General features: G+C 26.6%; 27 protein-coding genes. 4 read left to right on the plus strand and 23 right to left on the minus strand.

Going from position 1 to position 26180, the window contains the following annotated elements; genetic code table 11:
- Positions 1-26: 26 nt before the first annotated feature.
- Both AC2A4K_RS11075 and AC2A4K_RS11080 read right to left on the minus strand, forming a co-directional pair.
- Positions 27-296 carry an ATP cone domain-containing protein gene (locus AC2A4K_RS11075; protein ID WP_322502552.1) on the minus strand — a complete coding sequence of 90 codons (270 nt, stop codon included), beginning with the start codon at positions 294-296 and terminating at the stop codon, positions 27-29.
- 160 nt (positions 297-456) lie between these two features.
- The gene (locus tag AC2A4K_RS11080) at positions 457-2472 is read right to left on the minus strand and encodes an LTA synthase family protein (protein ID WP_322502553.1); all 2016 of its coding nucleotides are present in this window, start codon (positions 2470-2472) and stop codon (positions 457-459) included.
- A gap of 621 nt (positions 2473-3093) precedes the next feature.
- On the opposite strand from AC2A4K_RS11080, the gene AC2A4K_RS11085 reads away from it, so the two are divergent.
- Positions 3094-3489 carry a hypothetical protein gene (locus AC2A4K_RS11085; protein ID WP_322502554.1) on the plus strand — a complete coding sequence of 132 codons (396 nt, stop codon included), beginning with the start codon at positions 3094-3096 and terminating at the stop codon, positions 3487-3489.
- A 373-nt stretch (positions 3490-3862) separates the two neighbouring features.
- On the opposite strand, the gene AC2A4K_RS11090 is transcribed toward AC2A4K_RS11085, so the two are convergent.
- Positions 3863-4813, minus strand: a complete 951-nt coding sequence (locus tag AC2A4K_RS11090) for an aromatic acid exporter family protein (protein WP_322502555.1) — start codon at positions 4811-4813, stop codon at positions 3863-3865.
- A 149-nt stretch (positions 4814-4962) separates the two neighbouring features.
- Here AC2A4K_RS11090 and AC2A4K_RS11095 point away from each other — a divergent pair, with 149 nt between their 5' ends.
- Positions 4963-5604: an undecaprenyl diphosphate synthase family protein gene (locus AC2A4K_RS11095; protein WP_322502556.1), complete on the plus strand. Its 642-nt coding sequence runs from the start codon at positions 4963-4965 to the stop codon at positions 5602-5604.
- A gap of 32 nt (positions 5605-5636) precedes the next feature.
- On the plus strand, positions 5637-7130 hold the full coding sequence (locus AC2A4K_RS11100) for a phytoene desaturase family protein (RefSeq protein WP_322502557.1): 1494 nt from the start codon (positions 5637-5639) through the stop codon (positions 7128-7130).
- 64 nt (positions 7131-7194) lie between these two features.
- On the opposite strand, the gene AC2A4K_RS11105 is transcribed toward AC2A4K_RS11100, so the two are convergent.
- From AC2A4K_RS11105 to AC2A4K_RS11185, 17 genes are all read right to left on the minus strand, one after another.
- The gene (locus AC2A4K_RS11105; protein ID WP_322502558.1) at positions 7195-8886 is read right to left on the minus strand and encodes a diguanylate cyclase; all 1692 of its coding nucleotides are present in this window, start codon (positions 8884-8886) and stop codon (positions 7195-7197) included.
- A gap of 60 nt (positions 8887-8946) precedes the next feature.
- The gene (locus AC2A4K_RS11110; RefSeq protein ID WP_283704608.1) at positions 8947-9081 is read right to left on the minus strand and encodes a cyclic lactone autoinducer peptide; all 135 of its coding nucleotides are present in this window, start codon (positions 9079-9081) and stop codon (positions 8947-8949) included.
- A 23-nt stretch (positions 9082-9104) separates the two neighbouring features.
- Positions 9105-9749 carry an accessory gene regulator ArgB-like protein gene (locus AC2A4K_RS11115; RefSeq protein WP_322502559.1) on the minus strand — a complete coding sequence of 215 codons (645 nt, stop codon included), beginning with the start codon at positions 9747-9749 and terminating at the stop codon, positions 9105-9107.
- A 1-nt stretch (position 9750) separates the two neighbouring features.
- Complete coding sequence (locus AC2A4K_RS11120; protein WP_322502560.1) at positions 9751-10212, minus strand: hypothetical protein; 462 nt, start codon at positions 10210-10212, stop codon at positions 9751-9753.
- A gap of 16 nt (positions 10213-10228) precedes the next feature.
- A complete protein-coding gene (locus AC2A4K_RS11125; protein ID WP_322502561.1) occupies positions 10229-10795 on the minus strand; it encodes a DUF5317 domain-containing protein in 567 nt (188 codons plus the stop codon).
- Between the two features lie 168 nt (positions 10796-10963).
- Positions 10964-11509: a TVP38/TMEM64 family protein gene (locus tag AC2A4K_RS11130; protein WP_322503249.1), complete on the minus strand. Its 546-nt coding sequence runs from the start codon at positions 11507-11509 to the stop codon at positions 10964-10966.
- A 25-nt stretch (positions 11510-11534) separates the two neighbouring features.
- Complete coding sequence (locus AC2A4K_RS11135) at positions 11535-11975, minus strand: GNAT family N-acetyltransferase (protein WP_322502562.1); 441 nt, start codon at positions 11973-11975, stop codon at positions 11535-11537.
- A 62-nt stretch (positions 11976-12037) separates the two neighbouring features.
- On the minus strand, positions 12038-13033 hold the full coding sequence (locus AC2A4K_RS11140; RefSeq protein WP_322502563.1) for a calcium/sodium antiporter: 996 nt from the start codon (positions 13031-13033) through the stop codon (positions 12038-12040).
- Positions 13034-13165: 132 nt separating this feature from the next.
- A complete protein-coding gene (gene dinB / locus AC2A4K_RS11145) occupies positions 13166-14245 on the minus strand; it encodes a DNA polymerase IV (protein WP_322502564.1) in 1080 nt (359 codons plus the stop codon).
- A gap of 159 nt (positions 14246-14404) precedes the next feature.
- Positions 14405-15037, minus strand: a complete 633-nt coding sequence (locus AC2A4K_RS11150) for a peptidylprolyl isomerase (RefSeq protein ID WP_322502565.1) — start codon at positions 15035-15037, stop codon at positions 14405-14407.
- Positions 15038-15226: 189 nt separating this feature from the next.
- Positions 15227-15631 (minus strand): DUF3785 family protein, encoded by a 405-nt coding sequence (locus tag AC2A4K_RS11155; RefSeq protein WP_322502566.1) that lies wholly within the window; start codon positions 15629-15631, stop codon positions 15227-15229.
- Between the two features lie 307 nt (positions 15632-15938).
- The gene (locus AC2A4K_RS11160) at positions 15939-16553 is read right to left on the minus strand and encodes a PH domain-containing protein (protein ID WP_322502567.1); all 615 of its coding nucleotides are present in this window, start codon (positions 16551-16553) and stop codon (positions 15939-15941) included.
- An 84-nt stretch (positions 16554-16637) separates the two neighbouring features.
- Positions 16638-17468, minus strand: coding sequence for a Cof-type HAD-IIB family hydrolase (locus AC2A4K_RS11165; RefSeq protein WP_322502568.1), 831 nt, complete (start codon positions 17466-17468; stop codon positions 16638-16640).
- A 314-nt stretch (positions 17469-17782) separates the two neighbouring features.
- Positions 17783-18496 (minus strand): PspA/IM30 family protein, encoded by a 714-nt coding sequence (locus AC2A4K_RS11170; protein WP_322502569.1) that lies wholly within the window; start codon positions 18494-18496, stop codon positions 17783-17785.
- Between the two features lie 85 nt (positions 18497-18581).
- A complete protein-coding gene (locus AC2A4K_RS11175; protein WP_322502570.1) occupies positions 18582-19262 on the minus strand; it encodes a hypothetical protein in 681 nt (226 codons plus the stop codon).
- 206 nt (positions 19263-19468) lie between these two features.
- The gene (locus AC2A4K_RS11180; protein WP_322502571.1) at positions 19469-20179 is read right to left on the minus strand and encodes a PspA/IM30 family protein; all 711 of its coding nucleotides are present in this window, start codon (positions 20177-20179) and stop codon (positions 19469-19471) included.
- Positions 20180-20263: 84 nt separating this feature from the next.
- Positions 20264-21130 (minus strand): hypothetical protein, encoded by an 867-nt coding sequence (locus tag AC2A4K_RS11185; protein WP_322502572.1) that lies wholly within the window; start codon positions 21128-21130, stop codon positions 20264-20266.
- 158 nt (positions 21131-21288) lie between these two features.
- On the opposite strand from AC2A4K_RS11185, the gene AC2A4K_RS11190 reads away from it, so the two are divergent.
- Positions 21289-21954 (plus strand): hypothetical protein, encoded by a 666-nt coding sequence (locus AC2A4K_RS11190; RefSeq protein ID WP_322502573.1) that lies wholly within the window; start codon positions 21289-21291, stop codon positions 21952-21954.
- Between the two features lie 62 nt (positions 21955-22016).
- On the opposite strand, the gene AC2A4K_RS11195 is transcribed toward AC2A4K_RS11190, so the two are convergent.
- The 3 genes from AC2A4K_RS11195 to AC2A4K_RS11205 form a co-directional block, all read right to left on the minus strand.
- Positions 22017-22289 carry an ArsR/SmtB family transcription factor gene (locus AC2A4K_RS11195; RefSeq protein WP_322502574.1) on the minus strand — a complete coding sequence of 91 codons (273 nt, stop codon included), beginning with the start codon at positions 22287-22289 and terminating at the stop codon, positions 22017-22019.
- A gap of 46 nt (positions 22290-22335) precedes the next feature.
- A complete protein-coding gene (gene gshAB, locus AC2A4K_RS11200; protein ID WP_322502575.1) occupies positions 22336-24672 on the minus strand; it encodes a bifunctional glutamate--cysteine ligase GshA/glutathione synthetase GshB in 2337 nt (778 codons plus the stop codon).
- Between the two features lie 463 nt (positions 24673-25135).
- A complete protein-coding gene (locus AC2A4K_RS11205; RefSeq protein ID WP_322502576.1) occupies positions 25136-26137 on the minus strand; it encodes a PTS sugar transporter subunit IIC in 1002 nt (333 codons plus the stop codon).
- Positions 26138-26180 lie beyond the last annotated feature (43 nt).

Here is a 26180-nt window from a genome sequence, read left to right on the forward strand (position 1 = left end):
CATCTACCTAATTTATTTACTAAATATTATTTTTTATATTCTATATATGCTTTTAATATTTCACTAAATTTTTCATCTTTTAAGCTACTAATTAAAACCCCAACAACCTCATAACTTGAAGTTGCCTCATTATTTAATCTTATTGATTTTATTATTTTCTCAACATCTTCTGTTATTATCTTTACATCTGATTTGTTAAGAGTTAAGTTTAAGTCATTAGCCGCATTTGATAAGCTTGTTGATAATTTTTCAATTTTGAATTCTTCAATTCTACCATCTTTTTTTATTATGTTCACTAGTGAAACCCTCCCATTAATATTAATCTAATTTATTAATTCTCAAGTTAAGTATAACATTTACATTTTCTTCTTAAAAGAAAAATTTTATACTTAAGATTTAATAAAAAATGGCTAGACTATTATTTATAAGTCTAACCATTAAACATAATATAAATTACTATTTTACTTCTAAAACATTAGTGGAACTTAATATTTTATCATACTTTCCTATTTGACCAACTGAAATCTTATTAATACTTGAAGGAATATCACTTATTGTTAAAGTGTGATTATCTACAAAATTAGTTTCAACAATCTTACCATTTATAATAATTTTACTTTTATAATTAAAATTATCTCCTGTTACTGTTAATGTGTTATTGCTTATGTCATAATTGTTTAAAACTATCTCATTTATACCTAACTTCATATTAGTTTTCTCATATTGTTTTTTGTCTGCACTTAAAAAATATTTATTACCAAATAACATATCATATTGAAGTAATTCAAATTCTTTATTATAATCTGGCTTTTCTTTATATGCTTCATGGAATGTAGGCATAACTCCTGAAACCATATTTAACTTATCTAATATATATGTTGTAAATTCCTCAGCTTCCATATTTACATTTTCCTTTTGTAAGCCAATATTATCCCATATAAAGAAGTCAGTTAAATATTTATTTCCATCTTTTAATACACTCTCATCCTCATTTATTACTTTTAATGATGGTAGATGATCTCCAAACATTGCTATTACAGTAGGCTCTCCTGAAGCTTCTACATAGTCAACAAGTTCTTTTATATACTCGTCAACCCCTCTTAACTTATCAACATAGCATTGAATTTCATTTCTCTCATCTTCAGTTAAATTTCCATCTACTGTGTAATTATCAAAATCTGAAGATGAATATCCACCATGACTTTCTACAGTTATATTATAAATAAACTGTGGTGTTTCATTGTCAGCCAATATTTGTTCTACAGGCTTAATATTTAAAACATCCTCTGGATATTGCCACTCATCATTATTAGGTTTGTCCATATACTCCATAGGAACATATGTATCAAATCCTAAGTTAGGAAATACTGTATCTCTATTATAGAAATTCCCTTCATAATTATGTATAACACTTGTGCCATATCCATAATCATGTAATATGTAAGCCATGCTCTCTACTGGCTGTTTTTTTAATATGTTGTTATTAGGTATTTCTCCAACTGGTAAATAATCTGTGCTTAATCCTGTTAAAACTTCGAATTCACTTCTAACAGTTCCACCACCATAAGTAGGAACCTTTAAAAATCCATGAGTTGACTCTTCTGCGATTCTTCTAAAATTAGGTATTGGATCCTCATTAAAAGTTAATCCTTCTATTCTATTTAAATCCATAAAAGACTCTAATTGAACTATTATAATATTAGGCATTTCTGCTGGCTTAGTAGATGCCACTTTAGCATTTACACTAGCAACTTGTTCCTCTTCAATTATATTGTCTCTTATATTATCAATAGATGCTTTGCTATAATTAGCTGGTTCTTTCACTTCAAATCCTGCTGCCGTATTTAAAAATGAATACACAAATCCATTTTGATGATATGAAGCTGGTAAATCCCATCTATATATTTCTATTCCATCTTTTATACTTCCATAGAAACTTCCTGTGACAATAACAGCTAAAGGAACAATTATTAAACCATATAAATTAAAGACTTTATTTTTACTCTTATATCTTTCACTAAACCATAATGCTACTATTATTACTACTATTGCTATTAAAGCTATAGCAATATATTTTAAAGTTCCAGAGTTCAAGTAATTTTCTGCTATTGCTATTCCATCTTTTATAGAGAACATATCAGCCCATATAAGTGGCGATCCTCTAAAACCTACTATTACTCCACTCGCTATATAAAATCCCATAATTATTATGCTTATGATTCCATAAACCATTCTAGTCTTTTTAAATAAAAATGCTATTGAGGTAATTACTAAAAATATTAAGTAATTTAATATAAATAGTTCTCGACTATTATTAAAGAAATTTTTTCCATTTTCAATAGATCCTCTATAAAATGACTCTCCCAGAAAAACCAAAAGAAATGATAAAGTAATCCAAATAAATAGATTGATTCCTAAATTCTTTAAAGTTTTTTTATTTCCTAAAAGCTCTTTAAAATATTTCTTATTCATTTACTGCCTCCCTTAATAAGTGTAATAAATGAGACTTAATTCAGAATTAAATTTATTTTTCTAAACATTAACTCATTTTAATCTTAAGCTTATAGTAAATTAGTTCTTGTTTATACAATTTTAAAACATTAAACCATTAAACCATTAGATAAATTAAAACTCTCTCTATGAACTATCTCCCAAAATAAATTTTTTAAACTTAAAATTTATAAAACTTTATATTGATTATTCTAACGTATTTAAGCTTTTTATACTATTTAAAATTTGTTAATATTTATTAAATGAATATTATTCTTACTGATTAATATATTGCATTTATTATATATTTGTTCATATTTTGTATCTTATTGTAATTTTATTGTTCCACATTTAATCTTATTGTAACGTTTTTTTCTTAAACCTTCCTACCCATATTAACTTTTTATTCATATTTTATTAATATTATTCTTTTAATAATATTAAGTATCAAATCTAAATATTTTTATTGTCTAAAAATACCTTACCAAAAAATTTATCAATAAATTTGTTTTTTTAGTATTAATCTATCAACATATTAAATTCTCATATTTAATAATTAAATGATAATATGTTAATTATTAAGTAATTACTAAGGAGATTAAAATGGACTTAAAAAAACTTTTTTCATTTAAAATTAAACCCATAAATAAAAAATTAGAAAAAGTAGCAAGCTCTTTTTCTTTAATAATTTTAATAATTTCACTTGCTTTAATATTTTATTGTATAATAAGTAACTTCCTACACAACATTTCTTATGGCTCATTAAAAGATATTAGAAATACAATTGGTGAAATCAGTGCCTATATCTTTGGATTCTCTATAGCTATGTTTATAGTAAGACGTATATTAAAATATATTCAACCTTCTAAATTAGAAAAAGAAGAAGACTTCTTTTCTAAATCTCCTCTCTTTAAACCTTTAGTAGATAAGTTTAAAAAACTAGATTTAACTTATTTTAAAAAAACACTTCAATATCTTGCAATTTTTCTTAGACAATAGCATATTCCACTATCATTGTTAGCTTTTGCACTCATAATAATACATGGCTATATTGGGTTACATTTTGGAATAATAAAAAATAATTTAAGTTTTAAAATTGGGTATTATCTTGGCATTTTAGCTTTAACAGATTTAGTTGTTCTTATTATATCTGGAATATTCAGAGCTGCTAATAAGGGAAAAAAACTTCATAAATTCTTAGGAATATCCTTTATAATATTAATGCTTTTACATATAGCAATAATTTAATAAAGCTCTGTTTTAGATCAATGTTGGTTTTCAGCTAACCTTCAAACCTAGCTAAAAATCAACACCACTTTAAAACATAGCCTTTAATAAAGTAAGCTGGCATATCTTTAAATGATATGTTAGCTTATTTTATGTAACATCGTTTCTTTGTTTCTATGAAAAATTCCAAATCATTCAAAAACTGAAAAAGCATTGCTCTATTTTCGAATTCCTCTCTTGTTACTGGGAGTTCCTGTCCACTTAAATCTTTTCTCAACCTATTTAATCTATTTATTAATATATTTACATTAACTTCTTTTCCTATAACTGAGGCTACTTCTTCAGTAAAATTAGCCACTAGTTCTGTCTGTTTAACTGTAATAGATATTCTTGAAAAATGTTCTCTCATATATTCTAATATTTGAAATTGAACTTCTCTCATCTCTATGTAATTGACATAATATCTAACGTCAGAAAATAAGTAGTTATTAAAATTATCATTAGCTCTTTTCTTAGCAATGCATAATCTATTTTCAAGTTCATTAAAAAGCCTTTGTTGATTTATAGAGACACTATGAGTTCTTAAAGAATATGCCATATCCATAAAAATTTCTTTTATTTTTTCTGATATATAATCTATATCCTCTTTTATTTTTTCTTCATTTTTAGGCATATAACTATTTAATGCCAAAGCTACTAAAACTCCTACCAACATAAGTCCTAACTCATTTAATATCCAATAAGTATTTACCTGCTTCTCTATTAATAGATGGGTTACTAAAACAGAACTTACCACAATACCATCAGTAACCTTCAACTTTACCGTTGAAGGAATAAATATTAAAAGGTATATTCCAAAAACAACTGAATTAAAGCCCAATGTTAAAAATAAAATTGAAGAAATCATTAAAGCTATAATAACAGATTCAATTCTTTTAAACGCTATTTTTAATGATTCTCTCTTTGTACTTTGAATGCTTAATATAGTAATAATCCCTGCTGAAACCCAATAACTTAATCCTAATTCTTTTGCTATAATCATAGCTATTACCGTACCTATACTAGTTTTCCATGTTCTAACGCCTATAAATCTCATTTTTCAACTCCCTATTATCCAATCTTATAAAGTTTTTTATAGATTAATAATATAATCAATTCTTAAAATAATCAAATTTATGCATTTTATTTATTAAACTGGGAATACTTTCATTTGAATCTATTTTTAAGAAAGGGTTGAAATATATTATGAGAATTCCAAAACATATAGGGGTTATCCCAGATGGTAATAGACGTTGGGCTGTTGAGAATGGTCTTGGAAAAGATGAAGGATACTTACACGGAATTGACCCTGGGCTTGAACTTTTTAAACTTTGTCAAAAACTAGGTGTTAAAGAAATAACCTATTATGGATTTACAACAGATAATACTAAAAGACCATCCTATCAAAAGGAAGCCTTTATAGATGCTTGTATAAAATCAGTAGAATTAATTGCAAATGAAGATTGTGAAATACTTGTAATGGGAAATTCTGATTCTCCAGTGTTCCCTGAGGAATTAAAGAAATACACTAAGAGAACTAAATTAGGTAAAGGTGGAATCCTAGTTAATTTCCTTGTTAATTATGGTTGGGAATGGGATTTAAACCAGCTTAAGTCTTGCGATATTAAAAGAAAAAACATATATGATAATATTCAATCAAAGGATATATCAAGAATAGACTTATTAATAAGATGGGGTGGTAGACGTCGATTAAGTGGTTTCCTACCAGTTCAATCAGTTTATTCTGATATGTATATAATTGATGATTTATGGCCTAACTTCAAAGAAAGCCAATTTTTAAATGCTCTTAATTGGTATAATGACCAGGATGTTACCTTAGGTGGTTAAAATAAAATTTAAACATACTAGGAGTGTTACTTATGAATAAGAAAAAAGCCATAATAGTAGGGGCTGGAATAGGCGGATTAGCTACTGCAATTCGCCTTCTTATTAATGGATTTGAGGTGGATATCTTCGAAAAAAATTTAAGTGTAGGCGGGAAAGTAAACTTAATTAAGTATAAAGACTTTAAAATAGACTCTTCTGCTTCAATATTTATGATTCCTAAACCTTACTTAGATATATTTAAATATGCCAAAAAAGATTATAAAGATTATATAGAATTAATAGAATTAAAAACTCTTTATAGAGTTTTTACTGATAATAAAAATAACTTTGATATCTATTCTGATTTTTTAAGAACAACAAAATCTTTAGAAAAACTCTTTGAAGATGATAGTTCAAACTATTATAAGTACATATCTGACTCTTACAAAAGATATCTTCTTGTTGATAAATATTTTCTCAATGAAAGTTTTTTTAATTTAAGTTTAAAAAATTTTAAAGCTATACCTCAATTATTTAGAATACAGCCTTTCAAGAACTGTTATAAAACTATTGAAAAATATATACGTAATGAATATTTAAGATCTTTTTTAGCCTTTCAATGTATGTATATTGGTGAGTCACCTATAAAAAGCTCTAATGTTTTTAATTTGATTCCATCAACATCTCAAGTATATGGATTATATTATATTAAAGGTGGAATGTATTCATACGTAAAGGCCTTAGAAAGATTAATTTTAGAATTAGGAGGAAAAATACACCTAAACTCTTATGTTAATACCATATTAATGAAAAAAAATCGTGCAATAGGAATAAGTTCTAATCATGAAAATATATTTTCTGACTTAATAGTTTGTAATGCAGACTTTACTTACAGTGTTCAAAACTTGATTCCTAGAAGTGTTATTAAAAATAAATTTTCTAAAAGAAAACAGGAAAAGCTATCATTCTCTTGTTCAACATTTATAATTCATCTCTTTTTAAAAAAGAAGTATAGAAATCTAAATGTGCATAATATTATTCTAACATTAAATAAAAAAGAAGCCTTTTTAGTTCCTTTTATAGGTGGAAGACTTCCTAAAGAATTCATATATTATATTTATTGTCCAAGTTCAATAGATTCCTCATTAGTTCCTAATGATTGTGAGTGCCTTAATATAACTTTGCGTGTTCCAAATCTAAATAAATATAAATCTAAATGGACAGAAGAGGAAATTAAAGCTTTAAGAAATAAGGTTTTATATGATATAAGTAGAATTAAAGGATTAGAGGACTTAAAAGAAAATATAATTTATGAAAGTTACACTACTCCTATAACTTTTAAAAATGATTTTAATTGCTTTTTTGGAGCTTCCTTTGGACTTAACCACAATCTATTGCAAACTACTGCATTTAGACCTCAATCAAAAATTAAAAACATCAAAAACATATATTTTGTAGGAGATTCCGTTCATCCCGGTTCAGGCATATCAATGTCCTTAATTTCAAGTAAATTATGTGCTAAAAAAATATTATTAGATTTTAAATAATATAAAAAGCATGAGGCTGCATCAATAGTAACTTAAAATAAAAGAGATGTAAATTTACATCTCTTTAAAAATCTTGTATTTCATTTATATTTTCTCTAACTACTTCAGTAAAAACTTCAACTATTTTCGAATCAAATTGAGTACCACTACATCTATTAAGTTCTTCTAATCCTTCATCATAAGTCTTTCTCTTATTATAAGGTCTGCTAGAAGTCATAGCGTCAAAGCTATCCACAACTGTTAAAACTCTCGCTAAATATGGTATATCTTCGCCTTTTAATCCTTCTGGATATCCAAACCCATCATATCTTTCATGATGGTATAATATAAGTGGAACTACTTCCTTTAAAGAATTTACTGATTTTATTATTTCTACTCCATCCTTTGGATGCTGCTTTAAAATCTCCCATTCATCTTTAGTAAGTCTCATCTTCTTAGTTAATATTTCATTAGGTATATTTATTTTACCTATATCATGCATATAAGCACCATATATTAACTGCTTCTTTTCTTTTTCTGAAAGACCTAATTTTTTAGCCATAAGCCTACTGTATACAACCACTCTTTCAACATGACTATATGTATATTTATCCTTTGCATTTATAACACCTATTAAAGTTTTTATAGAAGTTACTAATGCATTTTCCTCTTCATTTAAGTCTTTTTTAAGCTCATCTAAAACAGATATATATGTCTCAACTCTATTTTTATGAAAAAACTTAGCCCTATATAATGCATCATCAGCATATTTAACAAGATCTAATTCATTTTCAGCCTTATCTGGGAACACAGCTATCCCAACTGATACAGTTAAATTAGAATTAGGTTGATTTTCTTGCCCTTCAAAATATGTTTTTTCTATTTTATTTCTTATAGTTTCCGCAATTTTAGTAGCTTCAATTTCAGATGTATTAGGTAATATTATTGCAAATTCTTCTCCTCCATATCTCGCTACCAAATCTCCCTCTCTTGCTACACTTTTAAGTATAGAGCCTATTCTTTTTAATGCTTCATCTCCTCTTTGATGACCATATAAATCGTTGTAATGCTTAAAATAATCTATGTCCATAAATATTAGAGAAAGTTGTTTATTTTCAACTTCACTAATATGCATTTTCTCTCTTAATTTATCATAAAAATATCTATGATTATAAACCCCTGTTAATCCATCTTCATTAACTAACTTTTGTAATTCTTTTATGTGATCATTTTCAGTTTTCACATAAAAACCCAAAGTCCATGCTGTTAGTACAAATACTCCTGCCAGTATTAAATCATTTTGGAAGTACATATTTACCCCATTGTTACCAGCAAAAATCAAATCTATAACTAGAATAATAGCTGATGATACTATAGATACTATACATCCTCTATGCATTCCACCTTGTATTGTAGATGTTATTATAATAAATAAAAATAAAAATTTATTATTGCTAGAATTTGCACCTGAAACTAATATAGCCATTACAAATATAACCATAAATAAAATTATTTCAATCCACTGTATCGCATTTAAATAATCTTTATATTTACTTAAAGATGCTAAACTCCAAAGCATGTAAATTGTTGATAACAAAAATATACTTATTAAAATTGATAAAATACTATAATCTGCTAAAAAATTATTATTATGCTTTATAAGATTAAAAGTATATTGTAAAAAAGCTATGGCCGAAAATAATAATGATGATATCTTTACTATTGATAATATTTCATCAACTTTTTTCTTTCTATTGTCATTTACATCTCTAATCATATTCTGCCTCACTATTAATCATAAAATAAGGTCGGCTTAAACCGACCTTATTTATAAATTCTATTCGTCTCTTAAAGATTTTGGTTCTTCTGGTTGGTGTGTAAACCAAAGACAAGCTGAAGTAGCAACTGTTGTTGCTATTACTGTTGTTAATGCAGCGAATACTGTTAATAAGTTTTTGTTTAATTTTTTCATTGAAACTCATCCCCTCTAAAAATTTATAATATTTTATTTGTAAAAGAATCTATAGTTTTTAACAATATATTTCCTAAAGCTGTAAGAGTCATGCACTGCCATGCTATTCCAAATAAAATACTCAGTATAACTGGCTTAGCAAAAACTACATCTGAATTATAATATAAAATTGTACTCAATAAGACAATAAATAAATATATAGTTAAAATCTTTAAAGATCCTTTTTTCATACGCTTTTTCTTTTTTTCAGTTTTTATTGGTTTATTTGGTGTATCTACTGGTGCATATTTGAAAATTATAAAATATGCAAAAACAAATATTACTACTCCAATAAATATAATAAACTCAAAATTCATATTTACAAAAAAACTGCTTTTAATTAAAAATCCAATACAAATTGAAATTACTATTCCTAATAAAGTACACACATTAGATGATTCTGAGTGTGCGCCTCCTGAATATTTTCTTAATATACTTGCTGTAAATAAAAATATTAAAGCTTCTAAAGCAATATTGAATATTAAACCTAATATTAAAACAGAAATTATTGATATTAATGTTTGTATTAAGGCATATGTTCCATATTGTATAACTTCTTTTCTTTCATTATCGTAATTTAATTCATTAGAAACTTTTTCAGCTACTGCCCTTGATATATTCTCAATCATTTTATCTCAACTTTCCTTTTTTTAATGCTATTAAATAATAGGAAACAACTGTAACAGAAAACATTATAGTTGATGGAATTCCATATATTGTTTTATTGAATGTACTTTTAAATAGAATATCTATATTCTTATTTAAAACATTTTCTATAAGCCATAAGTTTAATCCCTCGCATAAAAACAAAATCATTAAAATTAATATTGATGCTTTTATGCTAACTATTAAATCTATTTTATTTATATTAAATGCTAAAAATATTAAAACAAAAATGTTCAATATAGTATGTACACCATAATTTATAGGTAGTAGTCGTATTAAATAAACTACTAAACTCAATATTAAACTAGATGTCAAATATTCTTTCTTTTCTACTTTTCTATCAGCAAAAGCATACATAGCTAAAATCATTGTAAGCGCCTCTGGTATACCTCTTACTAATGTTTCAAAAAAAGTTACTTTTAGCATTTTTTCCTCCGTTGTCTTAACTAAATATTCTAGTCTGTCTATTCATGCATTCTTCATTTGTTTTTTTAACAGTTACATATATTATTATAACTACAAATACTCGTATAAGTATATCACCTATACTAAGTACACTATATCCAATATCTATTATATCACTTAAAAATTTATAGTTTACTGTACTATTTCCTAAGGTATGTATATCATTTATCTTAGATAAAGTATCTGGTTTAACATATCCAGTTAAATATGTTAGGCTAGGAAAAACTGGCATTTCTCCTCCATTTGCTGCCATTACAAAGTGATTTAGAAATGTCCCAGCAAATAAAAATACTGAACCAATTAAAGCACTTATATACTCTCTATACCAAAAAATAGGTATTAAAAATAAATACATATATATATCTTTAAACCAAGGAGACCATTTTACAACTTCATAATTCCCCATAAATATATTTATTTGAAGAATTATATACATAACCTCTGATATTAATATAGGATAGATTGTCCAACTTTTAAAAAATGGCTTTAAATTATATCCTTTTATTTTTGCAAGTATTAATGCTAAAACTACTGCTTCAACCATTATTTTACTCCTTTAACTTACTGTAAAGCTTTTAACCAATTGTTAAACTCTTTTCATTTAAATTAAATCATATAATTTATATTAAATCAACAATAAAAGCCTATTTTTTACAAAAAAAATACCATTTTTCTCTTTTTTAATGTTAAAAATATCCTTTTTCTATTTTTATTATTTTTTTCTCTTTCTTATTGTTAAATATATTAAAATTAAACTTATAATGACTATAACAATTTTTATATTTTTCTGTGAAGCCTCTATAACCCCATAACTAACTAAAACCTCTAGTAAAATTGATGGTATTTTCCCCAAAAATGTAGCTATTATAAATGTTAGACTATTAACCTTACTCATAGCTGCTGCTAAAGTCACAACTCCAGAAGGTACAAAGGGGAGTAATCTTCCTTCAAATATCAACAAACCAACTCTTTTTCCTTCACTCTCTAGTATTCTATCTATTAATTTATATTTTCCTTCAATATTGTCTACAAACTTATTAACTCCCTTTCTATATACCTTAAAACTTATCCATCCACCTATAACTTCACCTAAAAGAGATATTAAAAAGCCATTTACAGGACCAAAAAATACTATATTGGCTCCAGTAACAAATATAGATGGAATTATTCCAAGTAAAGCTATAATTATACTTATAAATAAACTTATAAATATAGCTATTCCACTATAATTACTAAAAATATTTATTAAACTATCTATTTTCTTCTCCTCCTTTGATTACTCCCTATAAGTTTAATTCCATTACCTTTTCTCCCCCATAGTCTAATTCTCCTGTAAATTTAAAACCTATCTTTTCATAAAGTCTTAAGGCTCCCTTGTTATTTTCAAAAATACTAAGATATATTTTTTTAACTTTAAATTCATTTGCAATATGTTCTATTAGCTTTAATAGACCTTTCTTTCCATAGCCTTTTCCCTGAAATTTATAATCTATCATAAACCTATCTAACCAAACCCTTTTGTCATCATCAAAATATCCATACATAGTAAACCCTATTAATTCTTCTTCTAAGTATATTCCTTTAACAATCCAATTCTCAACATATTTTGATTCTGCAATTGATAATGCATTGCTTTCTATAAAATCACTTTGTTCATCCTTAACCCTTAAATCCACAGCTTCTTTCCAATTTTCTTTATTTATATCCCTAAAATAAAAATTCATTTTCTATTCCTCCTTAAAATTTGTATAAAAATAACTGTCTTATATAAAGACAGTTATTAAAATTAATTTCTCATTATTATATATACAGTATAACTAACATAAAGGGCTACAAGCAATAATCCTTCATATCTAGTTAGTATTTTTTCTTTTTTCTTATTTAAGAAAATTAAAGCTCCTATAAATAATGTTATACCTATAAGAAACATTAAATCTACTGATAAACTTGCTGCTATAGATATAGGACTTATTAAAGATGATACTCCTAGTATTAATAATATATTGAATGTATTAGATCCTAGTATATTACCAAGAGCTATATCATTTTCTCCTTTTTTAGCTGCAACTAAAGAAGTCACAAGTTCTGGAAGAGAAGTTCCTATGGCTACAATAGTTAATCCAACTAATTTTTCACTTAACCCTAATCCTAAAGCAATAGCAGTAGCTGAATCAACAACCACTTTTCCACCTAACACTATACCAATGACTCCTATTATTGATAGAAGAACATTCTTTCCAGTACTATTAGATGATTTTATATTTTCCTCTTCAAACTCTTCTATTTCTGCAGTAACTGCTGCCTCATTATTTCTATCATTGCATCTTTTAACAGTGTAAACTAAATATCCTATATATGTTATACACATTAGAACCAATATAGCACCATCTGTTCTTGATAAAATCTCTTTACTTCCAATTAATCCAGTAAAAGCAAATATGTATAAAATAAATGTTGCTATTATATTTACGATAAAATCATTTTTAATTACACATTTTTTTATTGCTAAAGGAGCTACGATTGCAGTACATCCTAAAGCAGCTAAAAGATTGAATATATTTGAACCTAAAACATTTCCCATAGTAATATCATTGCTACCTTTTAATGCAGCTGATATACTCACTGCAAGCTCTGGTGCACTGGTTCCTAAGGATACAATAGTAAGTCCAATAATAACGGCTGGAACCCCTAACTTCTTAGCTATACCAGAAGCTCCATCAACGAAAAGGTCTGCACCTTTAATAAGTAAAACAAATCCGATTATTAAAAGTATATAGTTCATTAATTCCTCTCCATTCTAAATTAATATCCTCAAATATAGATATTATTAATATAAATTATAAAGATTATTATACTATTTATTTTAATAATTTCCATATTATTAAGGTTTGTTTTCATATAGTTAATAAACTGTCTAAACATCAAAACTTAACTGTTCGCTTTCTTCCATTAGAATATTTTCTTCTAAAGAGGATATTGTTATTCCTAATAACCTTACCTTCTTATTTTTAAAATCCACTAAACTCATAAGCTCTTTAATAAGACCCATTATTTCATCTTTTTTCTTTATGAAATGTTCTAAGGTAATACTTCTAGTTATATGTTTAAAGTCACTAAATTTAATTTTCAAGGTTACTGTCTTTCCTTTTTTATTTAATAGACTTAAATTATCTTGAACTCGCTCTGCTATTCCTTCTAAAATTTGTATCATTTCCTCTTCATCCTCAAGGTCTTCTCTTAAAGTAATTTCTTTACCAATAGATTTTCTAATTCTATATGGATTTACAGACCTATTGTCTATTCCTCTTGCAAACTCATATAGTATCTTTCCTCGTTCACTAAATATTTCAATTAACTCTTCCTCTGAAAATTTTAGTAAGTCCTCTCCCTTAAAAACACCTATATTATTCAATTTATTTTTAGTAACTCTTCCAACTCCAAAAAATTTTCCTATAGGTAAATTCCTTATAAACTCATCTGCTTTATCTTTAGTTATAACCGTTATACCATTAGGCTTTTTATAATCTGATGCCATCTTAGCTAAAAACTTATTAAAAGAAACTCCTGCTGAAGCTGTAAGCCCTATTTCTTTAAATATTCTTTCTTTTATTTCAAGAGCTATTAATGTTGCTGAACCCTTACATTTTTTACTTTTTGTAACATCTATAAAAGCCTCATCAAAGGATAAAGGTTCAACAAGCTCTGAATACTCATGTAAAATATTCATAACTTTCCTAGAAACTTTCTTATAAACATCCATTCTAGGTCTTATAAAAATAGCTTTAGGGCATAACTTATATGCAGTTAAAGAGGGCATAGCTGAATGTATCCCATATTTTCTAGCTTCATAGGAACAAGTTGCAACTACACCTCTTCTATTTGGATCTCCTCCTACGATTAATGGTTTCCCTTTAAATGTAGGATTATCTCTTTGTTCAATAGATGCATAAAAAGCATCCATATCTATATGAATTATCTTTCTATCTTCCTTCATAAAGCCTCCATGCAAACATATGTTCACACATAATTTTACACTAAGATTCTATAAATTCCAATATACTAAAAAACCATTTTAATTATTAACTTATTTTTGATTTTTAGATAGATTTAAAGATATCGCTAAAAATCAATATTCACATAAAACACAAGGTAATTATTTAACCTTTTCCGGCTCTTTGTACTCTATTCCCTTTGTATCTACTTTAATTGACTCTATAACAACATCCTCAACAGGTTTATCATTTGGTCCTACTGATACCTTCTCTATTTCATGTACAACATCTAATCCTTTAGTAACCTTTCCAAAAGCAGCATATTGACCATCTAAATGAGGAGCCTCTTCAGTAACAATAAAAAATTGACTTCCTGCACTGTCTGGATTTTGAGATCTTGCCATAGAAAGAACCCCTTCATCATGCTTTGTATCATTTTCTACTCCATTAGATGAAAATTCTCCCTTTATTGAATATCCTGGTCCTCCTGTTCCTGTTCCATTTGGATCTCCTCCTTGAAGAACAAATCCCTTAACTATTCTATGAATTGTTAATCCATCATAAAACCCACTGTTTGCTAAACTTATGAAGTTATTTACAGTGTTAGGTGCTTTATTAGGATATAGTTCAGCCTCTATGGTTCCAAAGTTCTTAACCTCTATAGTTGCAACTGGTAACTTATCTTCCGATATAGGCTCCTGTGACTTTTTTCCTTCTCCTCCACATCCAATCAACAATAAAGATGACATTGTAACTCCTACAACTATCTTGCTGACTTTTTTTAATAAACTCATTTATTCATTCCCCTTTCTCATTTTTATTAGTCATATGCATTAAATTATACCATCTAAAGCTTTTTATTTTATGTCAAATAAGCTATCAATTTGTTTCTATATAATTAAATTTTCCAAAACAAAAAATTGGTATGTATTCTTAAGTTCTCTTTTTTACAACTTAAAAATACATACCAATTATATTAATTACTATACATCAAGTTCTTCAACTTCAACAGCGAAATTCCCACAGTTTTTACAAACATTTATATTAAGCAAATAGCTTTTATCAACTTTCTTGGCTCTTAATAACTTGTTATATGTAAGTCCTTCATAAGATTTTTCTATATTACTTATTACAAACTTTCCATTTTTAGTGTAGATAAACATATTAAATTCTAAAAAAGGAAAGCTCTTTATTTTTTCATCTAATCCAAATTTACATTCTTCACAAGGTCCATCATAATAAGCCTTTCCAAAACTAACTTTCTCACTGTTATTTAGAATTTCAAAAAGTTTATCTATATCAAAATCATCTACATCTTCATTAAAGAAATAAATTAACTTATCCTCTGATAAATTATATTCTTTTTCATCAAAAGTAAAACTAAACATATTATCATCCTTTCCTATATGTATTTTTAATTATATTATTGCCCATAAATTTATTTAATAACTTTAAATATAATATGTCAAACCATTTTTTTTTATTTTTGTAAGATAATTATTTTCTTTATTAAGTAATTTAAAATAAAAAAGAGTTGTATTAAAACTAACTTAAAATAAAACTTATAAATATATTCCGAGAATTGCTAGATTTCACTAAGAATTTATCTATATATTCTCTTCATACTATTTATAAGTTTTGTTATTTAAAGTTCTGATACAACCGCATTAAAAACTGTATTATAATATAAACCTTTTAATTGTTAATATACTTTTGAAAAATCTCTCCAAAATCTTTAACTATAAAAGCTTCCCTAGCCTTTGATATCCAATCGAAAGCATATTCATTAATTTGTTTAAAATCATTACCTATATTGCTATTTTCAACCCTGTTGCTTCCCATTACTTGTGCGGCAATTTGAAGTGTTTGAGTGCTATGTTCTAATCTTATAGCATTTTCTGCTTTAATTTGTGATATTTTTATTAGAGCCTTATATAAATCTTTTAATTGCTCCAATTGTTTTTTATCAACATCTATTGAAAAATATTTTTCTCCTATAGAAAACTTAATTTCAACATCTAAATCTACAGTTCCAGCTGTTTCTAAAGATACATTTCCTATGTTATTTAAATAGTATTCATATCTATATAAGTTTCTCTTTTTACTAACAGCATTAGCTCCATCTACATGTATTAGCGCCTTGTTAGTAAAACAATATTCATCTGATTTAGATTTTATTAAGAAGTATATTTCCTCTCCATCTTCATGCATTATATAATCATCTGAATCAACCTTATCATAATCTTTTGGACTTATAACCTTTCCTATGTCACTTAATCCTAATGCATCTGATGCTATTTTTTTAAACATCCTAAACACCCCTTTTATTTTTTATTAGATTATAACATATCTAATATAATCTAATTATAAAAAATTTTAAAATACCTATGAAATTTAACTTAAAATAAACTTTTCTATTGCTTTAGCAACACCATCATTTTCATTTGTATCTGTTATATAATCTCCATATTTCTTTATAAAATCAGGAGCATTTCCCATAACTACAGCTAACCCGGCCTCTTCTAACATAGATACATCATTTCCACTGTCGCCAATGCATATTACATCTTCAATTTTTATTCCTAACTTATCTGCAAGTGCTTTAACTGCACTCCCCTTAGAAGTCCCTTTTTTCATAATTTCTATGCATCCCCCCCAGGAAGCATAGACTAAATCTACACCCTCTAAGCTTTCAAACTCATCTTTTGCAGCTTCTATTCCAACTCCATCTTCTTGCTTTATTATTATGAACTTTAGTATATTTTCACCATGCTCATCATAAGCATCCTTTAAATCATCATACTTATAAAATTTTATCTTTTCTTCTTCATCTACCCAACTATTCATAAGTCTATGACTATCATCCTCTGGAATTTCAGTGTCTGCTATTAATCCATCAGTAGAATCCACATACGCTAAAAATTTATATTTTTTTATGATATCACATATTTTAAAATAAGTTTCTCTATCTAATGTTGATTTAAAAATAACTTCCTCTGTATTTTTATCTTTTATATATGACCCATTTGAACATATTAATGGCGCATTAACCCCAATTATATTTCCATATATCCTTGCTGAAGGGAAAACCCTTCCTGTTGATATAGCAATATGTACTCCTTTTTTAATAGCCTTTTTTAAAGCCTCTTTATTTTTCTCACTTACTTTATGCTTTGAATTTAAAAGTGTACCATCCATATCTATACAAACTAACTTATAATTCATTTACCTCTCCCCTTTCTAAATTAAATTTTATATAGCCTTTATTCTTTAATCAATCATTTGCAACCTAATATACAGCTATTAAATAAAAATAGCTACAAACTAATATAATTTACTCTTGCTTTATAGCTTTTTCTATTTTTTCTCATCTTTTATTTTTTAACTACTTGTAATTAATCCCCTTAAACTATTGCCCTAAATAAAAACTTTAAAGAGCTTATATATTCTTTTCCTATACTTTACTAAAAATTTATTACTAACTTTAAAACTAATAAAAAATCAGAGAAAGACACTGCTTTCCCTGATTAAATCTAATTTTATTGATTTTTATATTTTTCTAATTCTGAATCTAACTCTGTATCTGCTGATTTATTTGATTCTGGGCTTGAAGTTCTGTATTTATTTAACTCATCATCTAAGCTTAACTCTTCTAACTTAGCAAACTCATCATCTAAACTTTCACCCTTTAATTCTTCTAAACCTGCTGCATAGCTTTCCTTTTTTGAAATTTTTCTTTCTATATCATCAATATTAATTGAGTTACTCTTGCTTTGAACATTTGCTATTACTTCATTGATTTGTTTTGAAGCCTCAGCATTATTTAATCTAGCAACTGCTTCATCTCTGTAACTTCTTGTCTTGTCTAATTCTTTTTCTAATTCTGTTAGCTTATTTTTTAGAACTTCAGCCTTAGCTTTTTGCCCTTCATAATTTTCTTTTAAAGAAGCAAATTTCTTATCGCTATCTAATTTAAGTCTTAAAGCTTTTTTAGCTAATTCTTCATTTCCCTTACTCATAGCTAGTCTTACTTTCTCATCATATTGAGCTGAATCTTCTTTTGCTTGATTCATTTTCTTTTCAGTCTCTTTTAAATTACCAAATATTTGAGCTGAAGATCTTTTTGCTTCATTAAAAGACTTCTCCATATCTCTTATTTTTTGATCTAACAGCTCTACTGGATTTTCCATTTCATCTAAAGCTGAATTAGTCTTAGCCTTTATCATATTAGAAATTCTATTAAATACTCCCATATTATTACCACCTTTACCGACTTTTTATTAAAATTTATTATACTCTCTCTTCTTTACAATTTCATGTCATAATTATTAATTTTAATTACCTTCTTTTTCTTCTTAATAATACTATTAATAATACTATTAATAAAATTGTTCCAATACCTACAAGTGGTCTTCTTATAAACATAAAACTAAACATGTTTCCAAGCATATTCATTATATTATTTAGCATAAGCATATCAAAAAAGTCGAATCCTCCTGATTTATTGCCCCTATAACTTTTATCTGAACTATTACTTTTCGATTCACTATCGCTTTTTGATTTATTGCTTTCTGAAGAACTTTCCGAGGAATCATTGGGTGCCTTATTATTAAATTTATCAGTAGTAGAATAATTACTATTTCCCTGTGTACTATTTTCTTTAGAGTCTTTTGATCCTTGTCCACTTTCTACGCTACCTGAACTACTTCCTGAGGAAGAATTATTAAACTTATCTGTAGTCGAATAATTACTATTTCCTTGACTTTTTTTCTTGTCACTTGATGAACTACTTGGTTTAGAATATTTCTTAGTTGAATTATAAGAGCTGCTCTTACTTGAACTTTTACTTGAACTTCTTGATCTACTTCCTGATGATTTACTGCCTTTTGCAATAGTATTTTCTATACCAAAAGTTTCTGCTTTAACCTTTTTAATTGGAGAAATATTAAAACAGCCAACTAAAAAGAAAAGAGATATAAAAAATACAATTAATTGTTTATACCGATTATTTTTCTTCACCCTCTTACCCTCCTTAAACTCAACATATATCATTATTATAAATTAATTATTAAAATTTGTATATTTTAAGATTACAAATTAATAATTCTTTGGTAATCCATAATATTATATAATATTGTAAAAAAGTATAACAAATGAGTATAAAAGAATCTTTAGATAAAAAAATCAGAGAAAGTCATGCCCTTCTCTGATTAAATCTAACCTTATTAATTTTTATATTTTTCTAATTCTGAACCCAACTCTGAATCTACTGATTCATTTACTTCTGAACTTGAAGTTTTGTATTTATTTAACTCATCATCTAAACTTAACTCTTCTAACTTAGCAAACTCATCATCTAAGCTTTCACCCTTTAATTCTTCTAATCCTGCTGCATAACTTTCTTTTCTTGAAATACTTCTTTCTATATCATCAACATTAATTGAGTTACTCTTACTTTTAACATTTGCAATTACTTCATTGATTTGTTTTGAAGCCTCAGCATTATTTAATCTAGCAACTGCTTCATCTCTGTAACTTCTTGTCTTGTCTAATTCTTTTTCTAATTCAACTAACTTACTTTTCAAAACTTCAGCTTTAGCTTTTTGACCTTCATAACTTTCTTTTAAAGAAGTAAACTTCTTGTCACTATCAAGTTTAAGTTTTAAAGCTTTTTTAGCTAATTCTTCATTATCCTTACTCATAGCTAGTCTTACTTTTTCATCGTATTGAGCTGAATCTTCTTTTGCTTGGTTCATTTTCTTTTCAGTATCTTTTAAATTACCAAATATTTGAGCTGAAGATCTTTTTGCTTCATTAAAAGCTTTCTCCATATCTCTTATTTTTTGATCCAACAATTCTATTGGATTTTCCATTTCATCTAAAGTTGAATTAGTCTTAGCCTTAATCATGTTTGAAATTCTATTAAATATCCCCATATTATTACCACCTTTGCCGACTTTATATTAAAATCTATTATAATCACTCTTCTTTTTAATTTAGTTCATAACTTCCAATTTTAATTATTTATTTCTTTTTTTTATTATAAGCCCTATTAATACTAGTATTACAAAAATTATTCCCATACCTTTAAATACTGTTTTTATAAACATATTAAAAAAACCTGAACTACCACTATTATAGTTCTTATTAGAATAACTTACCTCTCCCTCAGTGTCTTTTGATTCCTGTTCACTATTTGAACTGCTGCTTGATTCATTGTCGCTTTTTGACTCATTACTTTCTGAAGAACTCTTTGAGGCATAATTTGGTGCCTTGCTATTAAATTTATCCGTAGTAGAATAATTGTTGTTCTTCTGTGTGCTCTTTTCTTTTGAGTCTTGTTCACTCTTTGAACTACTACTATTTGATTTATTATCACTTTTTGATTTATTGCTTTCAGAAGAACTCTTTGAAGAGCTGGCTGGTGCCTTACTATTAAATTTATCCGTTGTAGAATAATTGCTGTTTCCCTGGGTACTCTTCTTATTTGAATCTTGTCCATTCTTAGAACTACTATTTTTTGATTTATCATCACTCTTTGATTTATTATCGCTTTTTGATTTATTATCACTTTTTTGATTATTGCTTCCAGAAGGACTTTTTGAAGAATCCGCCGGTGCCTTACTATTAAATTTATCTGTGGTTGAATAATTACTATTTCCTTGACTCTTTTTTTTATCGCTTGATGAACTACTCTTACTTGAACTTTCAGAGCTACTTTCTGATGATTTATTACTTGATGATGTACTAGTCTTTACACTATTATTTTCTATACCAAAAGTTTCTGCATTAACATTTTTAATTGGAGAAATATTAAAACACCCAACTAAAAAGAAAAGAGATATAAAAAACATAATTAATTGTTTATAACATTTATGTTTATTCACCCTCTTACCCCCTAATCTCAACATATGCCATCATTATAAATTAATTATTTAAATTTGTGTATTTTAAGATTATAAATTCATAATTCTTTTTTATAATTCTTTGATACTTTATGATATTATAAATATGTATTACATAATATGGGGAAGGAGTATAACAAATGAATGCAAAAGAATTTTTAGATAAAGAAAAAACTACCTATGGTAATCTATATAGTCAATTGGTATTTGTTCTAGATGATATTGAAGAATTAAGCGAGGATTCTACTTTAAAAGAAAGAGCTTATTATAAAAACATAAAAATATTAAAAAAATATAATGATTTACTAGATAAAGTTTCTAGAGAATTACCTGAAAAGAAATCTTTCCTATCATTCCTTAATAAATCTAAAGATAATGGAATTATAAAAGAATGTGAAGACTTCAAAAAAACATATAAGGATGCTCTTGAGAAAATATTTGTATGTTCAGAATGCTTATGTGTAAAATGCATAAGAGAATGCGGCTTTAACCCATGTGTATCATGTAATAAAACTGGTAAAGTTAATTATTGTGATAAAAAAAATACTAACCTAATAGTATTTAAAAACTTTATAAAACAGCAATACAATAGTGAAACTAAAGAAAATGAACCTCTTGAAATACTTTGTGAAGTAGAAATGTTAGATATAGACAAGCGTTTTAGAATCATAAAAGAAGTACTAAGTGGACAACAATTTGTGCTTGAATATACTTATGACATAAAAGATGGTGATTTATATAATTCAATCGATGATGTTGATTTATTTAATGAAATAATTGAAATATATGAAAGTAATAAAATATAATAAAAATAAAACCTACATATTTTTAAAACATGTAGGTTTTATTTTTTAATGATATGTTCTATCTAATCATTTTTGCACATACTATCTGCTAAATCCATTATTTTTTTTATCTTATCATTTTTCAAGCTATAGTATTGATATAATCCTCTCTTTTCAGAAACTACAATTCCAGAATCCTTTAATATCTTTAGATGCTGTGATAAATTTGCTTGTGAAAAGTCAATTTCTCCATTTAGCCTACAAACGCATACTGGTCCATCATACAATTTCTCTATTATCTTAACTCTAATTGGACTTGATAAAGCCTTAAATATATCTAAACTTTTGTTTTCCATAAAAGACTAAGCACCTCCTAAATTAAGCATTTACAAACTTAAAGAGTTAATTAAAAAGTAAATCTAATATTTTTTCACCAGCTTTTCTGTTTGTTCCTTTATAAGGGAAGCAATGAATATGTATTGCAGGATTAAAATTAAGCTCTATTATTCCATGATTATCATCTCTTGCTTCCTCATTAATATCATCTATAACCATATCAACTCCAGTTATTACTGCTCTTACAGCCTCAGCTGATTTTAGTGCAACCTTCTTATAACTATCATGTATTTTATCTGTAAAGTCTATGCTGTCTCCACCAGTACTTATATTAGAATTTTCTCTTAGATAAATCTTCTCTTCATCTTTAGGCACATAATCAAAGTTTAATCCTTGATTCTTTAAGAACATCTCTTCTATTTCGCCTAATTTTATTTTTTCTAAAGGAGTTTTATATCCTTTACCTCTTAGTGGATCTTTATTTTTTTCATAAACAAGTTCTCTTATACTTCTTTCCCCATCTCCAATTACATTGGCAGGCTCTCTATGAAGTATTCCAACCACTTCTCCTCCTATTACAAGAAATCTATATTCTTTTCCTGTCATAAACTCCTCTATAAGAATTGAACTATCCTCTCTAAAAGCTATATCAATAGCCTTATCATAATCTTCTTTAGAATAGCTTCCTGTAAATATACTTATCCCTAATCCAAAATTAGTTGATTTAGGCTTTATAACTATTCTTTCATTTTTAAAAAGTCTAAAATCTCTTTTAGCTTCCTCTATATCATCATAATTTTTTCCTTTAGGAACCCTTATATTATTTTCTTTAAGTATTTCCTTAGTTACTAACTTATTTTCCATTATTAATGCAGTTATATATGAATCCTCAGAGGTTTTTGTAGCCTGTTTAACATATTCAATCTTTTCTCCATTGCTAAGAGAAATAAAATTCTCTAACCTATCCATTACATTAAATTCAATTCCTCTTTTCATGGCATCTAATATTAAAATTTGTGTTGATAATTCTAAATCCTCATATCCAATTAAATTAAACTCCTTTTTCTTAAAATCTTCTAGGTATTCTTTAGTTTTTCTCATATGAAAAGCTATATATCCTTCTTCTTTTACATCTTCAAGAAGTTCTTCTGAAAATGTATTCTTAGAATTATTTATTTTTTCTAAAGAATTCTCTATTACTTCTTTGAATTCTCTATTATTAGAAAATAATAAATCTACAATTTCATTCATTTCTTTTAATATTTCTCTTCCCTTATCTTTTAATAGAACAGGAACTCCATTTTCATATATAACTGTATTTTCATTTCTACCACTAACAGCTACTATTTCATAATTTTTAAAGAACTCTTTTTGTTCTTTGCAAGTAATGCTATGATTTTCTTTTAATAAAGTATATATCATGAATAGATGAACTAAATAAAGAGTCTCTTTACTTATTCCTTGAAGATTTAATGGATTTAAATCTAAAAGTCTTACTTCTAAATAATCAATACCTTTAGTTAATAAATTTCCAATCATATCACTACTTCCTAAAGACTTTAATCTTATAGGATTATAATATTCCTTTGCACTTTGTATTTCTTTATCATTAACTAAGTTTCTAATATCATTAGCATATTGCTCTATACTATTATATGAAACACAAAAATCTTTTTTATTCTTATATCCATAATAACTATTTCTTAGGGATGTATCTCCTTTTATGTAATATGAATTACAATCTAACTTATCCCCGTTTTCTTTAATTTCATCCATATAACTTTCATGAAAAACTGGACTTGCTCCTGTTAGATATATTAACAACCAGTTATATTTTTGAAAGTTTCTAGTCATTCTAAGATACATATTATCCTTAAAACTTCTAAAATCTTCTTTTGCTTTAAGCTCTTTATAAAGTAATTGCATAAACTCTTCCTTAAAAGAAAAATTATAATGTATGCCACTTATTACTTGTTTTTTCTTTCCATACCTTTTACTAAGATTTTCTCTATATAATTCATCTTCTTTATTTGCAAGTTTAGCTATTGGTATTTCATCTTCATTTGGCAAAATAGGCGGATTACTTTGTGGCCATAGATATTCTCCATTTTTAATAAGTTCTAAAGATACTACTTTATTCAAATTAGATATAAAGCTATAAACATCTTCTATTGTATTACAAACTGGTGTAACCATTTCTAATTGGCTCTCTGAAAAGTCTGTTTTTATATATGGATTTCTATCTTTATCTCCAAAAGCTTTTGGATGAGGTGTCAAAGCTAATTTTCCGTCCTCTGTAACTCTAACATTCTCCTTTTCTAAACCAAAATTAGCTTTTACAAAGTAATCTTCTAATTTTTCATTTTTTATAACATTAACCAAATCTTTATCTAAATTTATCATTTCTCTCCTCCTAGAACTATCCCTGTCTATATACACTAAATTAAATTTACTCTTATATAAATAAACCATCTATTTATGTATTATTTATGAACTGAAAAACTTTTCTCTTTTTTTATAATTATTAAATCTTTAAATAAAAAAGCACATAAAATAATAATCAAACAAAATACTACTCTAAATAAATATTCATTACTAAATTTACCTTAAATATAACTATATAAGAAACTTCTTATATAGTCAAAACTTTTATTGCCTGCTTTTTCTTTAAAATACTTTTAAAACCTCTCTTTTTCTCTTTATTACTTATTATGCAAATAATTTTTATCATTTAATATTCCCTATTTAATATTTTAAAGTAACTCATTTTTATAATAACCTTTTTTTCTCTTCTTATAATTAACTTAATATAAAATAAATAAAAAAATACAGTATAGTTATTTTCAAATAACTATACTGTATTTAACTATATTTTTTCTAATAACATATCTCCATCTTTTATTAAGTTCTTTTTTCTTAAAAATTTAACAATAATTAAAGATATTAGTGCTGGTAAAATAATTTGAGAAATAAGTATTAATGGAATTGCTCCTTTTCCCATAATAGCAACAGTCTGTATTTGGCCAACTAATCCACTAGTTCCCATTCCTGCTCCAATGCTATTAGATGTTATTTTAAATACTGTTGTTGATAATATTCCTATGATAAAACTTGAAACAACAGTAGGTATTAATATGTACGGATTTTTTACAACATTCCCAAATTGTATTTTAGCTGTACCTATTCCTTGCGCTATAAGTCCTTCTACTCCATTTTCTTTAAAAGAAATAACTGCGAAACCTATCATTTGACAAGAACATCCTACAACGGCAGCCCCTGCTGCTAATCCATTTAATCCTAAGCTAGTAGCCAAAGCCGCTGAACTTATAGGTGAAACTAATACAAGTCCCATAATTGTTGATATTATTGCTCCCATATATATGGGTTGCATCTCTGTTGCCCTATTGATTAAATCTCCAATAATCCCTACAAATTGTGATATTGTTGGAGATATTCCAAGACCAACTATTCCTCCAAATATTATACAGACTATTGGAGTTAATAGTATGTCCACTTTAGTTTTCCCTGCAACTAGCTTTCCTAATAAGACTGTTAGAATAGCTGCTATATATGCCCCCGCAGGATCTCCAACTCCTAAAATCATTGCCCCATCAACGGACTTTATTGCTCCAGCCCCTATACTTCCAGTAACCACACATGAAAATATAACTAAGGGAGATGCTTCTAAAAAGTAAGCAACTGCCGCTCCAATAGCTCCCCCCATAAACACTTTTGCAAAACTACCTAAAGTTATAAATAAGTCAAAGTCTATTAATGTACCTAATTGAACTATTATTGTTCCAACTACAAGAGTTGCAAATAATCCAATCCCCATACCATTTAATGATTTCACCAAAGAATTTTTCATTATAGCCCTCATTTCATATATATTTTTTCTTTTATTCTATTTA

Source organism: Clostridium sp. LIBA-8841, assembly GCF_057782475.1.